Source organism: Actinophytocola sp., from assembly GCF_035762905.1.
Classification (GTDB): Bacteria; Actinomycetota; Actinomycetes; order Mycobacteriales; family Pseudonocardiaceae; genus DASYTH01.
Map to the genome: position 1 here is coordinate 95,056 of NZ_DASUCC010000056.1, position 19,103 is coordinate 114,158.

17 protein-coding genes are annotated in these 19,103 nt (G+C 71.4%); 9 read left to right on the forward strand and 8 right to left on the reverse strand.

Features of this window, described 5'->3' with window-relative positions:
• Positions 1–2 precede the first annotated feature (2 nt).
• The 3 genes from VFV67_RS10490 to VFV67_RS10500 are packed head-to-tail and all read left to right on the forward strand — an operon-like array spanning position 3 to position 5,911.
• On the forward strand, positions 3–3,986 hold the full coding sequence (locus tag VFV67_RS10490; RefSeq protein WP_326469141.1) for a ThuA domain-containing protein: 3,984 nt from the start codon (positions 3–5) through the stop codon (positions 3,984–3,986).
• Between the two features lie 11 nt (positions 3,987–3,997).
• The gene (locus VFV67_RS10495; RefSeq protein WP_326469143.1) at positions 3,998–4,933 is read left to right on the forward strand and encodes an OmpL47-type beta-barrel domain-containing protein; all 936 of its coding nucleotides are present in this window, start codon (positions 3,998–4,000) and stop codon (positions 4,931–4,933) included.
• 18 nt (positions 4,934–4,951) lie between these two features.
• Entirely contained in the window at positions 4,952–5,911 is a 960-nt protein-coding gene (locus VFV67_RS10500; RefSeq protein WP_326469145.1) for a hypothetical protein, read from the forward strand.
• Positions 5,912–5,917: 6 nt separating this feature from the next.
• Here VFV67_RS10500 and VFV67_RS10505 read toward each other — a convergent pair whose 3' ends face one another.
• From VFV67_RS10505 to VFV67_RS10520, 4 genes are all read right to left on the reverse strand, one after another.
• Entirely contained in the window at positions 5,918–6,667 is a 750-nt protein-coding gene (locus VFV67_RS10505; RefSeq protein WP_326469147.1) for an IclR family transcriptional regulator, read from the reverse strand.
• Between the two features lie 9 nt (positions 6,668–6,676).
• Entirely contained in the window at positions 6,677–7,606 is a 930-nt protein-coding gene (locus VFV67_RS10510; protein WP_326469149.1) for a PDR/VanB family oxidoreductase, read from the reverse strand.
• On the reverse strand, positions 7,603–7,761 hold the full coding sequence (locus VFV67_RS10515) for a hypothetical protein (protein WP_326469151.1): 159 nt from the start codon (positions 7,759–7,761) through the stop codon (positions 7,603–7,605). The genes VFV67_RS10510 and VFV67_RS10515 overlap by 4 nt, the downstream gene beginning before the upstream one ends.
• 67 nt (positions 7,762–7,828) lie before the next feature.
• Entirely contained in the window at positions 7,829–8,881 is a 1,053-nt protein-coding gene (locus VFV67_RS10520; protein ID WP_326469218.1) for an aromatic ring-hydroxylating dioxygenase subunit alpha, read from the reverse strand.
• A gap of 391 nt (positions 8,882–9,272) precedes the next feature.
• On the opposite strand from VFV67_RS10520, the gene VFV67_RS10525 reads away from it, so the two are divergent.
• Positions 9,273–9,872: a hypothetical protein gene (locus tag VFV67_RS10525; protein WP_414636221.1), complete on the forward strand. Its 600-nt coding sequence runs from the start codon at positions 9,273–9,275 to the stop codon at positions 9,870–9,872.
• On the opposite strand, the gene VFV67_RS10530 is transcribed toward VFV67_RS10525, so the two are convergent.
• Complete coding sequence (locus VFV67_RS10530) at positions 9,869–10,318, reverse strand: TIGR03618 family F420-dependent PPOX class oxidoreductase (RefSeq protein ID WP_326469153.1); 450 nt, start codon at positions 10,316–10,318, stop codon at positions 9,869–9,871. The two genes, VFV67_RS10525 and VFV67_RS10530, sit on opposite strands and share 4 nt — an antisense overlap.
• A 51-nt stretch (positions 10,319–10,369) precedes the next feature.
• Positions 10,370–10,543, reverse strand: coding sequence for a hypothetical protein (locus VFV67_RS10535; RefSeq protein WP_326469155.1), 174 nt, complete (start codon positions 10,541–10,543; stop codon positions 10,370–10,372).
• Between the two features lie 117 nt (positions 10,544–10,660).
• Here VFV67_RS10535 and VFV67_RS10540 point away from each other — a divergent pair, with 117 nt between their 5' ends.
• Complete coding sequence (locus VFV67_RS10540) at positions 10,661–11,896, forward strand: hypothetical protein (RefSeq protein ID WP_326469156.1); 1,236 nt, start codon at positions 10,661–10,663, stop codon at positions 11,894–11,896.
• Positions 11,897–11,905: 9 nt separating this feature from the next.
• On the opposite strand, the gene VFV67_RS10545 is transcribed toward VFV67_RS10540, so the two are convergent.
• The gene (locus VFV67_RS10545) at positions 11,906–12,577 is read right to left on the reverse strand and encodes a hypothetical protein (RefSeq protein WP_326469157.1); all 672 of its coding nucleotides are present in this window, start codon (positions 12,575–12,577) and stop codon (positions 11,906–11,908) included.
• A gap of 17 nt (positions 12,578–12,594) precedes the next feature.
• On the opposite strand from VFV67_RS10545, the gene VFV67_RS10550 reads away from it, so the two are divergent.
• Positions 12,595–12,765 (forward strand): hypothetical protein, encoded by a 171-nt coding sequence (locus VFV67_RS10550; protein ID WP_326469158.1) that lies wholly within the window; start codon positions 12,595–12,597, stop codon positions 12,763–12,765.
• Positions 12,766–12,778: 13 nt separating this feature from the next.
• On the opposite strand, the gene VFV67_RS10555 is transcribed toward VFV67_RS10550, so the two are convergent.
• Complete coding sequence (locus VFV67_RS10555) at positions 12,779–13,429, reverse strand: phosphatase PAP2 family protein (protein WP_326469160.1); 651 nt, start codon at positions 13,427–13,429, stop codon at positions 12,779–12,781.
• 57 nt (positions 13,430–13,486) lie between these two features.
• On the opposite strand from VFV67_RS10555, the gene VFV67_RS10560 reads away from it, so the two are divergent.
• The 3 genes from VFV67_RS10560 to VFV67_RS10570 are packed head-to-tail and all read left to right on the forward strand — an operon-like array spanning position 13,487 to position 18,970.
• Positions 13,487–15,907, forward strand: a complete 2,421-nt coding sequence (locus tag VFV67_RS10560) for a hypothetical protein (RefSeq protein WP_326469161.1) — start codon at positions 13,487–13,489, stop codon at positions 15,905–15,907.
• A gap of 17 nt (positions 15,908–15,924) precedes the next feature.
• Complete coding sequence (locus VFV67_RS10565; protein ID WP_326469162.1) at positions 15,925–16,407, forward strand: hypothetical protein; 483 nt, start codon at positions 15,925–15,927, stop codon at positions 16,405–16,407.
• Positions 16,408–16,420: 13 nt separating this feature from the next.
• Positions 16,421–18,970, forward strand: a complete 2,550-nt coding sequence (locus tag VFV67_RS10570) for an Hsp70 family protein (RefSeq protein ID WP_326469164.1) — start codon at positions 16,421–16,423, stop codon at positions 18,968–18,970.
• Positions 18,971–19,103 lie beyond the last annotated feature (133 nt).

The window sequence follows — 19,103 nt, forward strand, 5'->3', positions numbered from 1 at the left end:
GGATGGGGCGAAGACTGTCAATTTCTTCCTACCGGCGCAGAAGCTGGCAGCGGGCCTTGGCGGTGCCGATCGGCGCCGCCATGGTGCTGGGCCTGTCGGCGGCACCCGGATCGGCGGCATCGGCCCAACCCGCCGCGCCGGCCGCCGCGGTGGGCTCGGTGCTGCTCTTCCACGGCGCGGCCGCCGCGCAGCAGGACCCGGTCGCCCGGGCCGCCGCGGTGCTCACCGAGATCGGTCAGCAGAACGGTCTCACCGTCGACACGTCCTCCGACCCGGCCGTGTTCACCGCGGCCAACCTCGGCCGCTACCGCGGGGTGGTGTTCCTGTCGACCGAGGGCTCCCCGCTGAGCCGGGACCAGGAAGCCGCGCTGCAGGGCTACGTCCGGGCCGGCGGTGGCTTCCTCGGCATCGGCGACGCCGCGAAGGCCCAGCTCGAGTCGGCCTGGTTCACCGGCCTGATCGGCACTCGCCCGCTCGGCGCGGTGCGTACCCCGCTGCCGGTGACCCAGCCGACCGCGAGCGGCGAGAACCCGCCGAACGAGACCAAGGACAAGGTCTTCGACGGCAACGACCAGACCAAATGGCTGGTCCGGACCCGGACCGGCTGGGTCGCCGGCCAGCTCGCCGCACCGCTTGCGGTGAACGGATACGCGCTCACGTCTGCCAACGACGCCGCCGGGCGCGACCCGAAGGACTGGGCCCTGCAGGGATCCGACGACGGGCAGACCTGGACCGACCTGGACACCCAGACCAACCAGACGTTCACCGAAAGATTCCAAACCAAACGGTACGACATGGCCAACACCCAGGCGTACCGGCATTACCGGCTCAACATCACCGCGAACGCGGGTGAGCCGCTGATCCAGCTCGCCGAGCTGCGCCTGTTCGCCGGCGATCCCACCCCGCCGCCCAACCCCGGGATCAACCAGGCCGTGGTCAACCTGGTCGACCGGCAGCACCCGGCGAACAAGACCCTGCCGCTGAACCTGACCCGCTCGGACCGTTGGTACAACTGGGATCCGAACCCGGTCGGCATCGTGCACACGGTCGCACAGGTCGAGGAACGGCACTACAACCCCGGTCCGGGCGCCAACGGGCCGTTCCACCCGGTCTCCTGGTGCCGCGACTACGACGGCGGCCGGTCGTTCTACACCGGCATGGGCCACACCGAGGGCAGCTACCGCGAGGCCGCGTTCCGCACGCACCTCACCGGAGCGCTGCGCTGGACCTCCGGTCTGGTGCGGGGCGACTGCCAGGCCACCATCGCGGCCAACTACAAGATCGAGCGGCTGACCACGGCCAACCAGACCGGTCAGCTCGACCAGATCGGCGAGCCGCACGGGCTGGCCATCGCGCCGGACGGCTCGGTGTTCTACATCGGCAAGGCGGCCTGCGCGGGCAACGCCGTTCCGCAGCCCAACGAGTGGACCAACCCCAACATCGGCCTCGGCTGCGGCACGATCCACCGCTGGGACCCGCACACCAAGCAGGTCAAGCTGCTGACCACGCTGCCGGTGATGGGCAACCGGGGCAGCGGCGGCGAGCTGGTCAAGAACGAGGAGGGCCTGCTGGGCCTCGTGCACGACCCGCAGTTCCTGCTCAACGGCTGGATCTACGCCTACTGGATGCCGCAGGACACGGTCAACCGGGTCACCCGGATCGGCAAGCGCACGATCTCCCGGTTCACCTACAACTTCGCCACCCAGACCATCGACCAGGCAACCCGCCGCGACCTGCTGCAGTGGGAAACCCAGACGCACAGCTGCTGCCACGCCGGCGGCGGCATGTCCTTCGACGCCAACGGAAACCTCTACATCGGTTCCGGCGACAGCAACTCCTCGCTCGGTTCGATGGGCTACTCCGGGAACAACTGGACCCAGCACTGGGAGGGCACCTCGTTCCAGGACGCCCGCCGCACCGCGGGGAACACCAACGACCTCAACGGGAAGATCCTGCGGATCCATCCGGAACCGGACGCCACCTACACGGTCCCCGCGGGCAACCTGTTCCCGGAGGCGCAGGACCCGGACAACAAGACCCGTCCGGAGATCTACGTGATGGGCGTGCGGAACATCTCGCGGCTGGCGATCGACCCGGTGCACCAGTGGCTCACCGCTGCCTGGGTGGGACCGGACGCCAACACGCCGAGCCCGGAACTGGGTCCGGCGAAGTACGAGCACGCGACCATCATCACCTCGGCCGGCAACCAGGGTTGGCCGTACTGCATGGGTAACCGGCAGCCGTACCGGGACCGCAGCAACACCGATGCCACGGTGCTGACCGGCTGGTACGACTGCGACAACCCGAAGAACACCTCGCCGCGCAACACCGGCCTTGTGGACCTGCCGCCGGTGCGGGACAACATGATCTGGTACTCGCCGGACGGCGGCGGCCCGGTGTTCCCGATGCGTCCGGACGGCAGCGGGATCCCGACCTACAACGCGGCGCAGGCCACCTACACCCAGCCGTACCTGCGCGGCGGATGTCAGGCGATCATGAACGGCCCGACCTACCACCGCTCGCTGGTCAACGTGAACAGCGGCGTGGCGTGGCCGGCGTACTGGGACGACAAGTGGTTCATCGCCGACGAGTGCAACTCCGCCAACCGGGTCGCGGTGACCGTCGATCCGGCCGGCGTCGCGCAGGCGGCCCCGCCGGCCTTCGCCGAGTCGCTCCGGGCGATCGTCCCCGGCGGCGGCGCGGCCGACCGGCTGCAGAGCTGGATGGACGCCAAGTTCGGCCCGGACGGCGCGCTGTACCTGCTCGACTACGGCGGCGGGTTCTTCACGGTGCACCCCAACCAGAAGCTGATCCGGATCACCTACCAGGGCGGCGCGCCGACGCCGGCACCCACCGCTTCGGCGGTCGGCCTGCACAACCGGCCACTCACCGTCGCCTTCACCGGCACGAAGTCCGGCGGCGTGTCCTACCAGTGGGACTTCGGCGACGGCGGCACGTCCACCGAGCCGAACCCGCGGCACACCTACGCCCGGGTCGGTGCCTACACCGCAACGCTGACCGTGACCTACGCCGACGGCGAGCGGGCCAGCACCCGAACCCAGGTCACCGTCGGATGTGCGGTGACCGACGGCCGGGAAACCGTGTGGCTGGGCGAAACCGACACCGGCGTGCCCAACCGTGAGGTGGGCCAGGGCTGCACGGTCAACGACCTGATCGACGACGAGGGCGTCTGGCCGGACCACGGCAGCTTCGTCCGGCACGTCACCCAGGTCACCGATGCGCTGGTGGCCGACGGTGTCCTCAATGGACGCGAGCGGGGCACCCTGACCAGGGCCGCGGCGTCGTCGGACATCGGCAACCCGGGCACCACCGGCTACGAGTCGATCTTCGACGGCACCGCCGAGTCGCTGGCCGGCTGGGTGCAGGCGCCGTCCGGCTCGTTCGCCATCCAGCCGGACGGCTCGCTGCGATCCAGCGGCGGGCTCGGCATGCTCTGGTACGCCCGCAAGGAGTTCGCCGACTTCTCCGTTCGGCTGCAGTTCCGGGACTCCTCGCCGGAGGCGTTCCGCGCCAACAGCGGCGTGTTCACCCGGTTCCCGGATCCGCGCATACCGCTGGCCGAGCGGCCGCCGGACAGTTGCGGAACGGTCGGCAACGCGCGGACCTCGCCGGCCTGGGTCGCGATCTTCTGCGGTCAGGAGATCCAGATCTACGACGGGGAGACCGGTGAGCCGCAGAAGACCGGATCGGTCTACAACTTCGACCCGCTCGGTCTCGAGCAGGCCGGCGCGACGCCGAAGGGTGTGTGGAACAACTACGAGATCCGGGTCGTCGGGCAGCACTACACGATCATCCGCAACGGCGTGGTGCTCAACGAGTTCGACAACACGCCCGGCAAGCAGTCCTCCCGGGCCGGGGATCCGCCGACGGATCTGCGGCAGTTCCTCAGCGGGTTCATCGGGCTGCAGAACCACGGCACCAACGATCTGATCGATTTCCGCAACATCCGGGTGCGGCCGCTGTGACGGTTCGCCGGATGCTCGCAACCGTGCTGGGCGCGGCGCTGGTGGTGGCGCTGCTGGTCGCCGTGCCCAGTTCGGCCGTGGTGGCGCAGGTCCTGACCTGGACCGCGAACGACAGCACCACGCGGTACGCCTCGGCACCGGCCACAGCAGTGGCCGGCCCGACGACGATCGTGTTCGAGAACAGCGCAGCCACCGGCAACACCACCGGCATGCCGCACACGCTGACCTTCGACACCTCGACGCCGGGCTACAACCACGACGTGGCGCTGAACATCCTGGCCAACCCGTTCGACGCCAACGGCGGTCGGCACGAGGCCGAGGTGACCCTGACGCCCGGCCGGTACCGCTATTTCTGCGCGATTCCGGGCCACAGCACGATGGTCGGCGAGTTCACGGTCGGCCCCGGCGGCGCGGACACCACGCCGCCGGAGGTGTCGGCGGTGGTGTCGGGGGAGCGGGACGGTTCCGGGAACTATCTGGGCAGTGCCACGGTCACGGTGTCGGCGACGGATGCTGGGTCCGGGGTGGCCACGGTGGAGTACAACGTCGATGGCGGGCCGTGGACGGCTTATACGGCTCCGGTGGTGGTGCGTCAGTTGGGTGCGCACATGGTGCACTACCGGGCCACCGACGTCGCGGGCAACACCGCGCCCGAGGAGATGGTGTCGTTCACCGTGGTCGAACCCGGGCCCGACGTTTGCCCGAACTCCGACATCCGACCAACCGTGGTCATCGGTGCCGAAAACACCGGAGTGACCAATGTGGACACCGGAAACGGCTGCACCATCAACGATCTGATCGACGAGGACGCCGAATACGCCGACCACGCCGCGTTCGTCCGGCACGTGGACGCGGTCATCGAGGCCCTGGTGACCGCCGGCGTTCTCACCCGCAGGGACAAGGGCGTCATCGTGCGCGCGGCCGCGCGATCCGACATCGGCTACTGACAAGCGAGGAGAGCAGCAATGAAGAGACAGGCCATCGTCGCGCTCACCGCGAGCGCCCTGGTCACCGTGTCGATGGTGGTGGCCGCGCCCACCTCGAGCGCCGATCTGGTCACCCACTGCGTCGGCACCGGCGGGGCCGTGACCGTCCCCGGTGATCTCCTCGTGCCGGCCGGCGAGTCCTGCACCCTGGACGGCACCACGGTCACCGGTAACGTGCGGGTGTCCGCCGGCAGCAACCTGATCGTCTCCGGTGGCACGTTCCAGCGCGACGTCCAGGTCGCGCTGGACGGCTACCTCGACGTGACGGACACCACCGTCACCGGCCAGATCATGGTGGCAGCAGGCGGTTTCGGCGCCTTCCTCCGGGGCAGTGAGACCGGCGGCATCACGCTGGCGCCGCAGGGCGGCACCACGGTCCAGGGCTTCCTGTTCGTCGACGACACCACGATCAACGGCAACGTGACGTCCGGGGTCGGGGAGTTCAGCCTGACCGGTGCCCAGATCACCGGCAACCTCAGCACCGACGGCGCCTACTACACCGACCTGGTCGACTCGTTCCTCGACGGAACCCTGTCCGTGCGGAACAACGCGACCGGCAGCGTGGTCTGCGGCAGCGCCGTGCAGGGCGCGGCCACGTTCGGCACCAACCAGGGCGGCATCCAGTTGGGCCCCAACGGAAACCTGGACAGCTGCGGCTCCGGCGGCTTCTTCGGCCGCGACGTCACGATCTCCGGCACCACCGGCCGCACCGTGGTCGACGACAACATCATCAACGGCCGGTTGGTGCTCGAGGCCAACGACCCGGTCGCCGAGGTGGCCGGCAACAACCGCATCCGCGGCGGGATCGTCGGTGACCACGACGAACCCGGGACGGCCAGGCCCGCCGGCACCGGTCGGGACCGCGCCACCGACCGGGCCGGCGAGCGCCGCGCCGGGGCCGTCCAGGCCGCCGCGGATGCGGGCCGGGCGCGACTGTAGGACCGCTCAGCGGCCGAACCCGCGCAGTGCGCGGGTGATGCCGCGAGCGGCGGCCATGACGAGCGGGGCGAGAGCGGCGGGCTGCGCGCAGTCCGCCCGGACCACCAGCGACACCGCGGCGGTCACAGCGTCGCTCGGGTCGCGGATCGGCGCGGCGACGGACAGGGCATCGACGGTGACCTGTCCGTCGCTGACCGCGTAACCGTTGCGTCGGGTCGCGGCGAGCACCTCGCGGAGCCGGACCGGGTCGATGATGGTCTTGGGACTGTAGGCATGCAGCGGCGTGCCCAACAGCTCGTCCTGCACCGCCACCGGGGCATGCGCCAGCAGCACCAGCCCGACACCGGTGGCATGCAGGGCGAACCGGCCGCCGACCCGGGTCAGGACCGGAACGGCGTGCCGGCCGGCGATCCGCTCGACGAACACCACCTCGAGGCCCGCGCGCACGGCGAGCTGGACGTTCTCGTGGCTGACCTCGTAGAGATCCTCGAGGAACGGCATCGCGGCCTCACGCAGCCCGAGTCCACGCGGCGCCAGCGAGGCGACCTCCCACAGCCGCAGTCCGATCCGCAGCCGGCCGTCGGCGCCGCGTTCGATGGCCCCCCAGGCGACCAGCTCACGCACCCGGCGGTGCGCCGTCGGAATCGACACCCCGGCCCGCCGGGCCAGCTCGCTGAGGGTCAGCTCCGGTGCCTCCGGCGTGAACGCGCCCAGCAGCGCCAGCACTTTTCCCGTGACCGACCGGGTCGCCGCCATCTCCCCTCCCTACAGATCAAGGACGAGACGCGCTCCGCACGCGCGGGACACACAGATCATCATGACCTCTCCGGCCGCGCGCTCCTCCGGCGAGAGCAGCGCGTCGCGGTGATCGGGCTCCCCGGACAGCACCCCGGTCTCGCAGGTGCCGCAGGTGCCCTCCCGGCAGGATGACAGCACCGGGATGCCGGCGGCCAGCACGGTGTCCAGGATCGACCGGTCCGCCGGCACGTGCAGGGTCCGGCCGGACCGGGCCAGCTCGACCTCGAAGCCGGTGCCGGCACCGGTGGCGGCCACCGGGGTGAACCGCTCGACGTGCAGGGTCCGGCCGGCGCGGCGCCGCTCCACCGCGGCCAGCAAAGGTTCCGGACCGCAGCAGTACACCGCCGTGTCCGGACCGGTTCCGCGCAGCAGCTCGTCAACGGGCAGCAAGCCGGTCTCGTCCTCGGGCAACACGCGCACCCGGTCGCCGTACCGGCCGAGCTCCGGGAGAAAGGCCATCGACGTCCGGCGCCGCCCGCCGTACACCAGTCGCCACGGCACCCCGCGCGCGGCGACCGCCGCCACCATCGGCACGATCGGCGTGATCCCGATGCCGCCCGCGATGAACAGGTAGCGCGCCGCATCGACCAACGGGAAGTTGTTGCGCGGCCCGCGGATGCGGACCGGGTCGCCGGGCCGCAGCCGGTCGTGGACGTGTGCCGAGCCGCCCCGGCCGGCGGGTTCGCGCAGTACGGCCAGCTGGAACACCGACCGGTCGGCCGGATCCCCGCACAGCGAGTACTGACGCACCAGCTCGGGGCGCAGCACGAGGTCGAGGTGCGCGCCCGGTTCCCACGCCGGCAGCCGCTCGTTCTCCGGGTGCCGCAACGTCAGCCGGACGACGTCCCGGGCGACGATCTCCCGGTGCGCCAGCACCAGGGCGCCCTCGGTCGTCACCGTGCCGGCACCGGCCGGTGACCGTCGGGGTGGCGCAGCAGCCAGTCCCACAGGGTGGCCGGATCCTCGAAGGTGTGCTCGGCGCCGCAATGGCAGGTGCCGACGAGGAGGTCGGTGCCGGGCGTCCAGTGCACCGTGTAGACGGTGCGGGTCATCGCCGCAGCCGCCTCGCCGCCTCGCCCACCCGTCGGCAGGGCAGATTCGCTCGCAAGCCCGCTCATCTCAGGTCACCGCCGGCACCGGCCGGTGCTCGCCGGCCGCCATCCGTTGCAGAATCCGCCGCGCGGCCAGGCCCCCGGTGTCGATGTTGATCGACAGTTCCTGGCCGCCGGCCGGCTCCTCGGCGATCACCCGCTCCAGGATGTTCAGCGCCGTCACGTCCTGCATCACCACGGTGTGGTTGCTCTGCCTGAGGAACTCCGACACTTCCGCATCGTCGATCGCGAAGTCCCTTGCCACCGCCCAGAAGTCGTGCGTGCTGTGCTCGGTCTCGGGCGTGATCGCGTACACCACCTCGACGTGGAAGCCGTGCGGGTCGGAGCCGTCCGGCTCGGGCAGCACCCCAGCCGGGGCGATCCGGCTGTGCAGCAGGTACAGGCACGGCGGGTGGTACTCGATGTCCTGCCAGCGGGTGATCCGGCCCTGGATGCCGGTCGACCGCGCGTAGAACGGCGGGCAGGCGGCGTCGGCCATCCGCCGGCTCACGTAGACGATCGCGTTGTCCTCGTCCACCTCGGTGACGATCGGCGTCTGGGCCACCTCGGGCGTGCCGATGTGACCGGCGTGCAGGTACGTCTCGTGCGACAGGTCCAGCAGGTTGTCCACCAGCAGCAGGTACCGGGCGGCGAGCGGTTCCATCCCGCGCACGGTGGCGTAGCGCGGATCCGCCAGCCATGGCGCCCGGGGGACCGTCGACTCGTCGGCCAACTCCCGGTCCCCGATCCACACCCACACGAACGAGTCCCGCTCCACCACCGGATACGCCGGAACCCGTGCCGTGCGCGGAATCCGCGTCTGCCCGGGCACCCCCACACAGGCGCCGCTCGTGTCGTAGGTGAACCCGTGGTACCCACACACGATCGTGTCCCCGGCCAGCCGGCTCTCCGACAGCGGGAACCGCCGGTGCACACACCGGTCCGCCAGCGCCACCACCGACCCCGCCCTGTCCCGGAACAACACCAGCGGCTCCCCGAGCACCGTCCTCGCCAGCAGTTCCCGCCCCACCTCGTCCCCGTACGCCGCGACGTACCACCGGTCGCGAACGAACTCCGTCATCATCGCGTCACTCCCTGCCACCGAACGGAAAGCCCGCCTCTGACGATCAGCCGCCCGCGCGGCGAGTGGTAGCCGGGTTTTCACTCAGTGAAACCGCAATTGGATTGAACCACTCTTGTTACCCGTTCGTATCCAGCGGTGAGGGCGGCACGAACGCGTGAAGGAGTGGTGGATGTCCCTGTTGGCAAGCGTTGGCCGGCACCGTAAGCGGGCGAGACTCGGGCTGGCCGTCGCGGTCGGCGCAGCGGCCATCGCCTCGGTCGCCGTGGTCCTGACCGGCGGCAGCAGCGAGGCCGCGGAATCCTGCCAGGGACTGGACACCGCCCTGCAGAACAACCTCGACTTCATCGCCGCCCAGCAAGCCGACCCCGACGCCCAGTCGGCGGCCCGGATCGCCAACCGCCAGGCCGTCGTCGACCAGCTCCAGCAACGCCGCCACGCCGCCGGCTGCACCGGAACCGTTGCCGCACAACCGATCAACCCCGGCAACTCCGGCGAGTCCTGCGCCGGCCTCGATCAGGCCCTGCAGAACAACCTGAACTTCATCGCCGCCCAGCAAGCCGATCCCGACGCCCAGTCGGCGGCCCGGATCGCCAACCGCCAAGCCGTGGTCGACCAGCTCCAGCAACGCCGCCAAGCCGCCGGCTGCACCACGAACATCGCCCCCACCCCACCCGCACAGCTACAACCCACCCAACCCACCGCACCGCCCCAACCCGCGGCCCCGCCCGCGCCCGACCCGGGTGCGGTCGTCTGCCCCGGCTCCACGGTCACCCTGTCCGGTGAGGACGGTGCACCAGCCGCCTCCAGCGACCGGTTCCCCTCCGGCACCCGGCTCCGGGTGACCAACCTGGACAACGACAAATCCACCACCGTCACCGTCACCGCGGTCTCCGGCAGCTGCGTCCTGCTCAACGACGCCGCCTTCGACCAGGTCCGCGAACCGGGCAAGAACCTGATCCGCCGCGCCAGGATCGAGCGCGTCGGTTAGGACCCGGGGTTGGTGTAGACGCGACGTGGGGTGATCAGGACGGCGGTGCGGCGTTCCTCGGCCATCACGCGGTCGTAGGTGTCCCAGTCGTCGTGGGTGCCGCCTGCGGCCCGGAAGATCTCGCGCAGCAACAAGCGGAGGGCTTCGGCGTCGAGGTCCGGGTGCGGGTCGTCGGGGCCGATCAGCTCGACGTCTCCCTCGACGCTCGCCCAACGCCAGCCGGCCCTGGCGACGATCGTGGTCCGGGGGCGGGCCCGGAGGTTGTGCAGCTTGCGCGAGCCGCCGACGGCCACCAACCCGACGACCTGATCGGACCGCAGCGGGTGGGCCAGCACCCCGGCGTTGACCACCGAGGACTGGACGCTGCCGTCACCCCGCACCGTGTTGACCACACACAGCCCGTGGTCGAGCGGCACCAACTCGGCGAACGCGGCGAGGTCGGTCACGCTGCCGATCCTAATGCGGGCGGGACTCCTGTTCGGTCCAGTCGGCCGCGCTCAGGCCGTCGGGGTGGCCGGGCGGCCATTGGACCAGCTCGATCCGGTTGCCGTCGGGATCGCTGATCCAGGAGGTGAGGAGTCGGCGGAGCCGTCCGGAGATCCGGGGGCCTCGGCGTCGACGCCGTTGGCGGCGAGATCGGCCACCCGCAGGCCGAAGTGCAGGGTCCGCATCGCCTTTCCTTTCCAGTGCCCGCCTGGCTACAGTCGACCTTCCCACAGACCCCTTGCGCGCTTGACGGGGCCGCCCGGTCGCGGTAAGAGTGCGGTCCTCACGCAGGGGAGGCGGACATGGTGCGGTGGCGACCGGTCGCGATCACGGCGGTCCTGGTCCTGGCGGTCTCCGCCTGCAGTCACCCGCCCAGCGGCCCGACCCTCGCCTTCGGCGGCGCCCGCCCCGCCTCCGGCACGCAGTCCGCCACCGCGACGACCCCACCCCGGGCGCCCGGCTGGTATTCGGCCACCCCACCACCGACCAAGCCCACCACCATGTACTGGGACGTGGCGGCGCTCGACGCGACGCACGCCTGGTCGGTGGGCGGCGGCGACGGGTACTCGGTGGACGCGCCGGCCACGACCGGCCACCCGCTGGTCGCCAAGTGGGACGGCCGGCAGTGGACCCGGATGGAGTTACCGGCCGACTGGAAGGCGACCGGCGTCAGCCTGGTCGCGGCCGACTCACCCACCAACGTGTGGATCAAGGGCAGCCCGTGGATCACCAGCCCGGACGCCAACCTGACCATGCTGCTGCGCTACGACGGCTCGAACTGGCAGCAGGTCGCGTTCCCGCCCGGTGCGACGCCGAGCTCGCTGACGATCACCGGCATGGCCGTCGTCGGCGGCCACACCTGGCTGGTCGGTCACGAGGGCGTCAAAACGATCATCCAGGAGTGGGACGGCCAGACCTGGAAGGCGCACCAACCTCCGGCCGAATGCACCCAGGGCGGCACCTCGTTCGCCGGCATGCCCAACTTCTGCAACCTCAACTCGGTCACCGCGTTCGGCCCCGACGACATCTGGGCCGCCGGCAACGGCGCATGGGCCGGCTTCAAGGGCCCGCTGCTGCTGCACTGGGACGGCACCGGCTGGCAGGTCGTCCAGGTGGGCAGCTACAACGAGGAATTCACCCTGGTCGCCGTTGCCGGCCGGTCCGGCACCGACGTGTGGGCCGCCGGCCACATCAACATGGGCGGCAAACAACTCGTCGTCCACAGCGACGGCAAATCCTGGCAAGCGTTCCGGGACCTCCCCGACGCCGTGATGACCGACCTCACCGTCGACGCCGACGGCCAACCCTGGCTGATCCGCACCTACCCGCCGGCCTCCACCACCACCTTCACCACCTACGCCGACGGCAAATGGACCGACACCCTCGTCCCCACCCCCAACGGTGCCAGCGGCGTCAGCATGAAAGCCGTCACCGCCATCCCCCGCACCCGCCACCTCCTCGCCGTAGGCGGCGTCGACCTCCCCACCAACCCGGTCACGATCCAAGCCCACTTCATGGACTACGTCGGCAAGCCCTAGCCGACGGAGTCAGTTCTTGACGGAGCCCTTGGCCGTGACGCGCGCGTCGGGCGGGATCCGTACGGCGATCTCCTTCCCGAGCCGCGAGCCGGCCAGCAACCTCAGGTCGTCACCGCTCCAGAACCGGCCGGGGTCGTACCAGTTCGGTCGAGGCCCCGCGGGCAGCAGACCCATGGCCTCATAGGTCACCGCGACGACCTCCGCGCAATAGGCGGTCTCCAGACCGGTGTCCGGCGCGCCCCGCTTCAGCCTCGGCAGCCGGCCGCCAAGCCAGCGCGTGAAGAGCCGGGCGGTGGAGGGGAACGGGGTGCCGTCAAGCCGTGCGATAGTGCGCAGCACCGCATCCTCCACCTCCTGGGTGATCGGCTGGTCCAGCTGACGAAGCCAGGCCCGCTGCCCGTACCTCGTTGCCCACACCACGACGGCGTCACGCAGGTCGTGCAACTGCACCCCGCGCTGGTGAGCGCCGGTCCACAGGTCGGGCAAGGACCGGCCCAACTCGGCGTGCCACATCAGCGGCGGCAGATCCTCGATGACCACGGACATGCCGACGTGGTTGACCGGGCTGTTCGTCGTCACCTGGATCGCCCGGTCGGCCTTGCTGCGGCCACGGAAGAGCCACACATCACCGGTACGCGTCACGTCGACAGCCTCGTCGAGGCTGATCTGGGTGTCGGCCACCGTTGTAGCCTAGGCAGATGCGCTGGCTGAAAGTGCTTGGCCTGGCGGGCTTCGTCGGGATCGCCGCAACCGGCGTGGTGATCGCCCGGGCAGAGCGGCGCCGCCGCGCCTACACGCCCGACCAGATCAGGGAGCGGCTGCACGCCCGCGTCGCCGAGGTGTCCGGCGCCCCGACCGCACGCGAGTGATCGCTGTCAGCGCTCAGGACGGTGGCCTGCGGCGAAGGGCGTAGCCGGCCAGGCAGAGGCCGAGCCAGGTGCCGGCGAGCAGCCAGCCGCCGAGGATGTCGGTGGCCCAGTGCACGCCGAGGTAGAGGCGGCTGGCGCCGACCAGGAGGACGAACATCGTGGCGGTCGCCGCGACGATGATCCGGGTGCGGCCGGCGCGCAGCCGGGCCAGCGCCACGGCGGTGATCACGCCGATCACGGCGAGCGAGCCGAGCGCGTGGCCGGACGGGAAGGCCGGGTTGGTCATCAGCACCAGCTGCGCGCCCGGCGGCGGCCGGCTGCGATCGATCAGGTGCTTGGTGAGCGGCAGGAGCACGAACGCGCCGATTCCGGCGAGGAGCACCAGGGTGGCCTGGGACCAGGCCCGGCGCCGGGACAGCCAGGCGGCGGCCAGCAGTGCGGCGACGGACATCGCCAGGGTTCCGCCGAGCGTGGTGACCACGAACATGACCGCGGTGCCGGCGGTGCTGCGGTTCGCGATCATGAACGTCAGCACCGCGGTGTCCGCCGGGGTGGGCGTGCCGGACCGGTCCACGATGGCCTCGGCCAGCGCGAGCCAACACAGGCCGAGCACGACGGTGGCGCCCGCCCCGGCGATCACCGCAAATCGTGTCAAACCGGTCACCGACTCGATCCTGACACGGCTCGGGAACCGGGGCATGGCAGAGATCGTCGGAGCGGCATGGCCGGCTGGCACAGTGGTGGGGGCGAGCGCCCGGCGGAGGAGACGCTGCGCGAGGCGTTTCGCCGGGCGGACCAGGAGACCGACGCCGTCGCCAAGGGGCGGCTGGCCCTGGCTGCGGTCACGGACTTCCTCGACCGGGCCGGCGACGACGCGGCGCGCGGGAGCCTGCCGCTGCTCCGGTCCGGGGTGGGGGTGGCGGCGCCGGTCCTGCCGGACGAGGCGGTCCGGACGCTGTGCCGGATCGTCGGCCGGCACGGGCCGCAGAGCGAGGGCACCGAGGCGGTGCTGCGGGCGTGGGTTCGGCGGCCCGACCCGGACGGGTTCGCGGTCACCTGGGCGGCCGCGGCCGGCGCGTTTTCGGCCGGCGGCGCCCGGGACAACGACTGGTACCGGCTGCTCGACCAGGTGCTGCGCCGGACCGAGCGCGGGGGCGTCTCGCCGGTGTTCCGGCGGCTGGCGCTCGCGCGGCTGGTCGAGACCGTGGACGCGCGGTTCGATCAGCTCGCGTTGTCGGCCTCGCCGGTCTGGCAGGTGCTGTACTTCCTCGGGCCCGGTACCCGGGCGGACTGGTTCGGCGTGCTCGGCGATCACGCGGTGGCCAAGGGCAACGAGGAGGGTGCCGTCCGGCGCTACCAGCTGGCCCTGGACAAGGGTTGTGAGCAGGCGCGGCCGAGGCTGGCCCGGTTGCTGGCGATCGACGGGTTCCGCAGGCTGGCCGGCGGGGACGCGGGTGGGGCGGAGCGGCAGTGCGATGCGGCGATCGGGTTGGCCGACGACGCCGGGTACCGGGCCGTCCGGATCGCGGCGACGCTGGCCCGCGGCCGGCCGGCGACCCAGGTGCTCGCCGAGTTGGGCAAGCGCCGGGAGCGCACGTTCTCGGCGCCGCTGGTGTTCATGCGGGCCTGGGCGCAGTTGCGTGCCCGGCGGCCGGAGGACGCGGCCGAGACGCTGCGCGACCTGCTCGGCACCGCGCCGCCCGACGGGTCCGATCTGCTGGCCAACGCGCGGGTGCTGCTCGGGCTGCTGACCGCGGACGACGATCTCGTGGCCGACGGCGCCCGGACGCTGCTCGACCGGCACGGCGGCAAGTGGGCCGGCCGGTGCGCGGTGGGCGCCGGCCCGGTGCTGGCCGCGGTCTGCCGCCGGGACGCGACGCTGTTCTCGGCGCTGGATTCCCGGCCGGAGCCCGAATCGGGCGAGTTGAGCGACGGTGCCGCCCGGCGGGCGGTGGCGGAGGCGACCCAGGCGGCGCTCGCCGGGCAGGTCGACCGGGCGCGCGGTCTGCTCGACCTGGCCCGGCGGTTCGACCGGGACGCCCGGCGCTCGGAGCTGATCGACCGGCTGGCCGGGCAGCTGGACCGGCTGGGGGAGATCCCGGACCAGCTTGCCACCGCGGCATTGCGGCGCGGCGAGGTGACCTGTCCGTGGGCGGACCGGGCCGAGCTGATCTGGACCGCGGCCGAGTCCGGATCCGCCGACCCGGCGCGGCTGCACCATCTCGCGGTGGCGCATCACGCGCACGCCTACGACCTCGAGCTGGCCGGCGACCCGGCCGCGTTGCCGCACTGGGACAAGGCGATCGGCTACTGGGTCCGGCTGCAGGCCGACGACGCCTGGTGGGAGCGCATGCGAGCGCACCTGACCGAGGTGCTCACCGACGCCACGCCGTCCGATGTGGACGGGGCAATCACCGGTGTGCGTGCCGAGCTGGTCCAGCATCTCCTTGCCCCGAACCAGGTTTTGGCTGCCCAGCTGCGCGAGCAGGACCCGCCACGAGCCCGCCGGCACATGGCGTTGGTGCGGGCCGCGATGCCGGCCAGGTCGAAGGTGCACCGGCAGCCGGCGCTCCACGCCATCGCCCAGTCCGTCGACGACCGCCGGTTCGACTCGGCGCTGCGCCACCTCGAGCCGCTGCTCACGATCGATCCGACCAATGCGGACATGGTGATGCTTGCGGTGGAGATCGGGCGGCGGTGGAGCGAGCACACCTATCGCGGCGACGACTGGGCCGCCTGGAACAGCCGGGCCGGGCGGATTCTCGGCCGGATCAGGAGGCTGGTGAACCCCGCGTGCCAGAGCCTCGGGCTGACTCCGCGGTCCACCGGCAAGGCGACGGCCGGCGAGGAACTGGACGATCTCGTTCAGGAACTGGCGATGTACGAGTTCTGGTGGGGATACCATCAGTGGCTCAGATCGGTGACCAACTTGGAGGCACGCCGGTTCGACGCCCTGGTCGAGTCGCTCCAGGAGACCGTCGCGCACTGCCGGCTGGCCAAGCGGTTGAGCGAAAACCGTTGGGAACACGGCATGTACGGGCAGGTCGACAGCGTCGTGAACCAGGCACTCGAGCTCGAGGCGCAGTGCGAGCAGTTGGAACGCGATCCTGTCTGGCAGCCGTACCGGTTCGGTTTCCGTTGATACAGAAGGGAAACGCGGTGGTCGACAACGTCTGGGCCTGGGAGGGCGGCAACCCGTACCTGTCCACCGCCTTGCAGGTGGTCGACGTCGACCCGATGGCCGACCAGTCGGCGGTGCGGACCCGGGCCAACGTCCGCAGGCGGCGGATCGCACACGCCGCGGACCGGTTTCCGTTGTTCGGCCGGACCCTGACCGTCGCGGAGATCAACGAGGCGGAGGAGCGGCTCGGCACGCCCCGCGGTCGGCTGCTCGCCGAACTGCTCACCCACCGACCGGTGACCGGCGACGCCGATCCCGGCGAACTCGCCGATCTGCTGGATCTGTTGGACACCACCGGATTCTTCGAGCTGGCCGCCGGCCTCGGGGCGCAGACCGCGCCGCGGGCGGTCACGGATCTGCACGACACACTCGACCCGCGGGTGCTGCCCGCGATCCTGCCCGACCCCGGCGCGCGGACGTTCGCCCCGCTGCTGGACGACGCGGCCGAACCGGTCCGCTGAGGAGGACGCCCGGATGAGCATCGTGGTCGGGATCGATCTCGGCACCACCAACAGTTGTGTCGCCGTGCCGGCCGGCGCCGAGATCCCCGACAAGGACGCCCTGCTCGCCGCCGGGCGGCTGCGACCGCTCGGCGGCGCCCTGATCGTCACCAACCCCGACCTGTCGGCGACCACCCCCTCGGTGGTGTGGGTCGACCGGGACGGCACCCCGATCGTCGGGGCGGCGGCCAAGCGGAAGGCCCGGCTGCCCGGCGCGCCGCCGGCGATGTTCTTCAAGCGCAACATGGGTTCCGACCAGCCGGTGACCGCCGGCCACGCGACGCTGACCCCGCGCGCGGCGTCCGTGCTGGTCCTGCGCCACCTGCGCAACGTGGTGCGGGACGCAATCGGCGTCGCGGTGGACCGGGCGGTGGTCACGGTTCCGGCGTTCTTCGAGACCCGGGCCAAGAACGAGACCACCGCGGCCGGTGCCGAGGCCGGGCTCGAGGTGGTCGAGACACTCATCGAGCCGGTGGCCGCGGCGCTGGCCTACATGCGGGACGCTGAGACGGAACCGGCCGGGCAGCGCCGGTTCCTGGTCTACGACCTGGGTGGCGGCACGTTCGACACCTCGGTGGTGTCGTGGGATCCGCGGGACGGGTTCACCAGCCGGTCCTTCGACGGCGACCGCTTCCTCGGCGGGTACGACTTCGATCGGGCCATCGTGGACTGGATCGCCGAACAGGTTCCGGCCTACGACCTTCGGCTCGGCGACGAGCAGAGCGCGGGCCTGCTCGCCCGGCTGCTGGCCGTCGCCGAGGCGGCCAAGCACGACCTTTCCCGCGAGACCGAGACCGACATCATCATCCAGGACCTGGAGGACCGGGCCGGCCGGCCGATGAACGTCAACCTGGTGCTCACCCGGTCCGGGTTCGACCGGCTGATCGCGCAACAGCTGCGGGACACCATCGCCCAGTGCGACCAGGCCCTGGCCCGCGCCCGGCTGACCAAGGCCGACCTCGACGAGGTGGTGCTGGTCGGCGGCTCGTCCCGGATTCCGCTCGTGGCCGGGTTGTTGGCCGAGCACTACGGAATCCGGCCGCGGCTGTCGAACCCGGAGCTGTGCGTCGCGGTCGGGGCGGCGCTGAAGGCGGACACCGCCAGCCTGCGCAGCGGCCTGCTCGAACTGGACAGTCCGGAACCGGTCGGGTCGGCGGTCGACATCGGTGGCCGGGTGCTGCGGCACGGCCCGCTGGAGACGGCCACCGAGATCGTGGTCGAGCTCGTGGCCGCGCAGGGGAACGACCAGTGGTCCGAGCCCGCTTCGGTGCCGCTGGGCGACTTCCTCTTCCTCGAGGTGCCGTTGCCGTTGGCGGACAACGAGTTCACCATCCGGGTGGTGGCCGACGGTGCCGTGGTCGCGGCCGAGCGGATCACCGTGCGGCCGGCCGGCGGACCGGCGCCGCGGGTGGACGGCGACGTCCTGGCCCACGACTTCTCGGTGCCGCTGGTCGACGGGCAGTTGCGCACCGTGGTCAAGGCGGGGACCAGGCTTCCGCACCGGGCGCGGCACCGGTTCGAGACCGCGTCGACCGGTTCCACGCTGACGGTGGGCCTCTACGAGGGCCGGATCAGGATCGGCACGGTAACCGTCCCGGACTTGCCGACGGACGTACCGCCGGGCACGTCCGTGGAGCTGACGCTCGAGTTCGAGGTCGGCTGGACCATTCGCGCCTCGGTACGGGTGCCACACCTCGATCTCGCGGCCAGCGCGCTGATCGACATCCCGGTCCGGCAGGTTCCGCCGTGGCCGGAGATCGAGAACGCCGCCTCGGCGGCACGGACGAAGTGGGCCGCCCTGTCCGGCGGGCTGCACCCGGCGGAGGCCACCAACACCGGGCCGGTACTGCGCCGGAGGCTGGACGATCTGCACGCCCTGCTTGCCAAGCGACACGACCAGGCGAAAGCGCACTACCTGCTGCTCGAGGCGCAGACGATGTTGCAGGCGCTGAGCGCGAGCCGGGGCCCGGACCAGTATCTGAAGCCGCCGTGGGCGGACTTCGAGAAGAACCTCGCCGACCTGACCGAGTTGACCGGACGCCTTGAGCTGACCGACCGGGACGCCGCCCGGAAGTTCCAGGAGCGCCGGGCCCGGCGCCTGGCGGACGGGCAGACCGCGTACGACAGCATCGACCAGGCCGGGTGGCGGCAGGTCAACAACCAGCTCAAGGACGACATCCACGACCTGGTCCGGAAGTCGAGCTCCCTTGGCATCCACTACAGCCTGCTGCCGGAGCAGCTCCGGGCGTTCCTGCGCCAGCGGCTTGGCGAGTTGGACACGCTGGTTCGCACCCGCTACGCCGAGCTCAGCGCCGACGAGCGCCTCGGCCCCGAGGACCGGGACCGGCTTCCGCTGCAGCGCGACGAGTACCTCACCCGGCTGGTGGAGATCGGCCTGGCCGTGGACGCCGTCGACCTGACCGCGGTGACCGCGTACGAGGAGTTGGCGATCGGCATCTTCCAGGGCCGGCTGCACCCGCTCGAGGAGAGCGTCAAGAACTGGGGACCCATCGGCCTGCACTAGGAACGTCGAGGTTGGTGTGGGACGGCCCCGGAACCCGTACGGATTCCGGGGCCGTTCCACACACCAACTCAGCCGGTGGCCGGTCCGCTCAGCAAGACGCCGTTCCCGTACCACGACCGGGTGAGAACCGTCC

Excerpts from the sequence above, each read along its gene's own strand:
- VFV67_RS10490 (WP_326469141.1), top strand. The coding sequence starts at position 3 with ATGGGGCGAAGACTGTCAATTTCTTCCTACCGGCGCAGAAGCTGGCAG.
- VFV67_RS10495 (WP_326469143.1), top strand. The coding sequence starts at position 3,998 with ATGCTCGCAACCGTGCTGGGCGCGGCGCTGGTGGTGGCGCTGCTGGTC.
- VFV67_RS10500 (WP_326469145.1), top strand. The coding sequence starts at position 4,952 with ATGAAGAGACAGGCCATCGTCGCGCTCACCGCGAGCGCCCTGGTCACC.
- VFV67_RS10505 (WP_326469147.1), bottom strand. The coding sequence starts at position 6,667 with ATGGCGGCGACCCGGTCGGTCACGGGAAAAGTGCTGGCGCTGCTGGGC.
- VFV67_RS10515 (WP_326469151.1), bottom strand. The coding sequence starts at position 7,761 with ATGACCCGCACCGTCTACACGGTGCACTGGACGCCCGGCACCGACCTC.
- VFV67_RS10520 (WP_326469218.1), bottom strand. The coding sequence starts at position 8,881 with ATGACGGAGTTCGTTCGCGACCGGTGGTACGTCGCGGCGTACGGGGAC.
- VFV67_RS10535 (WP_326469155.1), bottom strand. The coding sequence starts at position 10,543 with ATGCGGACCCTGCACTTCGGCCTGCGGGTGGCCGATCTCGCCGCCAAC.
- VFV67_RS10540 (WP_326469156.1), top strand. The coding sequence starts at position 10,661 with ATGGTGCGGTGGCGACCGGTCGCGATCACGGCGGTCCTGGTCCTGGCG.
- VFV67_RS10550 (WP_326469158.1), top strand. The coding sequence starts at position 12,595 with ATGCGCTGGCTGAAAGTGCTTGGCCTGGCGGGCTTCGTCGGGATCGCC.
- VFV67_RS10560 (WP_326469161.1), top strand. The coding sequence starts at position 13,487 with ATGGCCGGCTGGCACAGTGGTGGGGGCGAGCGCCCGGCGGAGGAGACG.
- VFV67_RS10570 (WP_326469164.1), top strand. The coding sequence starts at position 16,421 with ATGAGCATCGTGGTCGGGATCGATCTCGGCACCACCAACAGTTGTGTC.